We start from the raw sequence: 2,320 nt of genomic DNA, 5'->3' as shown, positions 1-2,320 counted from the left end.
CTGCGAGCCAGTGGAGAATTATGTCTGCCGGAAATCCCATCATGATGATTATTTTATTCCTTGTAAGTTGTGGAGTTCATCGAATTCATGGATGTATAATTCCGGGAAGCGCCCAGCTGCCCAGCCAATGGTTAACGAGTCATTTTGTTGCTGAAGGTAAAACTCCCGGGGTGGCGTACAATATACCAGAAACGCGCCGAGAATAATCAGGAAAAAACCCAGGAACACAAGAGAAATGCCGTGAAGTTTCGCAAAGGCAAGCCCGGCCCACCGTGAAATGCCGAGGAGTTCTACCTGGTACGGACCCAGTTTGCCCTGTTGGCGCAGGCGTAAGTCGACTTCGCCAATGATTGTATCATTTTGTGATAAACGCAGGGAGAGCAGAGGGTCCACGTCATAGATGGAAAGGCCCGCGGAATCCGCAAGATATTTTGCCTTTATCGTATAAGGAATCTCAGGAAAGGAAAAATCCCGGTATGCAGGTTCGGTCCTTTTTTGCGGGTGAGAAATATCAAGGCGGAATTTCTCCGCTTTTCCTTTTTGGTCAGTGAGCACAAGGTAAAAGGAGTTGCCGAATGTTTCTTTTTGATAGATGCGGATTCCGGCCATAGTGACAATTTTGTTGATGCCTAATTCGTGGTGGATTTCGCTTTGATCCTGATTGATTATGGTTATTTGCGATACAAGGCTTTTGGTTTTGTCATTTTCCCAGAAATCAGGTTTTACCTGATCAAGACGTATGCCAAAGGGCAAGACAAACTCCTTGGCAAGCAGGCCGTTTTCCTGAAAAGGCAACGAGGCGCCGGCCGGGAAAAATTCCAGGTCCGAGAGATTCAGCCTCCCCTGCTGCTGGGTCAGGGCGACCAGAATTGAGCCGGATGCGACAACAACCATGCCTAAGTGTAACGTGGCATTTCCCCAGTAACCCCAGGGGTTTTTGCTGAGCCGAATGGTTTCAGTGGTTCTTCGTTGGAAACGATAGCCCTTTTTGCGGATTTCGGAGAGCACGGCATTGAATGCGGTTGCAGGAAGAATGAACCTATTTTTAGGCATGTGGCCGCAATCGATGGTACGTTTGCGGGCGAGATTTGTCTGGTCCCAGGTGGATAAGGATAGGGCCAGCAGAAAAACAGACATGGTTGCCAGAAACAAGAGGGAGGTGAAAACATGGTCAAGCCCGAGGAATTGAATCATCAACAGCAGGGTATTGTTTTCTTGCTGCCACGAAGAAAGGGATTCCTGCCCGGATAAATAGCGCTGCGGGATCAAGACATCCGCCATAATCAAGACAAGCAGCAGGACTATCAGGGAAAGAACGGTTTTTCTTCTGAGGAGTATGCGTTTGAGGAATGTCAGCATGAAGAGCAAGATAACATAAACTGCTCGGAAAAGTTATTCGAGGAAAAATTTTTCTCTCTGCCGGGGATGGAAATTTATTTAAGCGTGTAAATGTAAATAGAAGTGTGAGTTTTCTTACACTACCAGCTTGTTCCGAGACCGGAATTATGTATAGCAGCCGTGCAACCGGAAGTACAATCAGCAGTCGTGTAAGTCGTGACTTGGTAGCGAAATTTGGTCAAAGACCCGCCGGGTGTTCCCCTGGCGATTTTATCACCGCCGGCGCCGTTTGGATAATATCGCGCCGGCAATCCACCGCCGTCTGCACAGATGAGCCGCTCAAGCTTGCCGCCGTGGGGTACCCGGATATGGCAGTCCACACAGGCGACGTACCAGCCCAGGCCACCCCGGTGATTGGCTGCAGAATGGAAATTGCCGGTGGTGTTGGGGTTGGGGTGGCAGTTCAAGCAGAATAACCCATTATTTGTTCCTTGAAACGAGGCCTCATTGCCAAGCACCTTGTAAGTGGAGTTTCCCCTGGTGTTGTCCGCAGTGGCAGTGCCGTTACTGTTTGCTGTATAATACGGCCAGGCTTTGTTGGTGCCGGCAAGCATCCATTTGACTGCCGAGCCATGGGGTCCGGCTCTGGTGGAATCACTTGCATGACAGTCGGAGCAGTACATGGTGTCACCCGGAGCCCAGCCGCCTGCAAGCTGGGTGGTCAGTAAAGCGTTGGGGCTTGCCTGGACAATGGGGTGATAGGAAAGATTATTGGGATTGAACTCAAGGCCCACATCGGTCCAGGCGGTAGCGCCGGCGGCAGGTGACCAGGTGCTGGCCAGATTGGCGTTGGATGCTGAGTGGCACTTGAAGCAGATTTCATACTCTTTGGTGGCGGTGCCAAGTGTATAGGTGTTGCCGGGAGAGAGGTCCCAGTTGCCCGTATCCCAGGTCGGGATCGCGCCTTTAACCCCTTCCAGGG

The 2,320-nt window shown here is 50.8% G+C and carries 2 protein-coding genes; both read right to left on the bottom strand.

Annotated elements, in window-relative coordinates:
- Positions 1-48: 48 nt before the first annotated feature.
- Positions 49-1,359 carry a cytochrome c biogenesis protein ResB gene (locus KKE17_12115; GenBank protein ID MBU1710742.1) on the bottom strand — a complete coding sequence of 437 codons (1,311 nt, stop codon included), beginning with the start codon at positions 1,357-1,359 and terminating at the stop codon, positions 49-51.
- A 119-nt stretch (positions 1,360-1,478) separates the two neighbouring features.
- Positions 1,479-2,320 (bottom strand): CxxxxCH/CxxCH domain-containing protein (locus KKE17_12110; GenBank protein ID MBU1710741.1); only part of this gene is annotated, 842 nt, incomplete at its 5' end.

It is taken from the genome of Pseudomonadota bacterium, from assembly GCA_018823135.1.
Taxonomy (GTDB): domain Bacteria; phylum Desulfobacterota; class Desulfobulbia; order Desulfobulbales; family CALZHT01; genus JAHJJF01.
The sequence above is the reverse complement of the archived record's forward strand: the minus strand, read 5'-3'. Positions and strand labels throughout refer to the sequence as shown.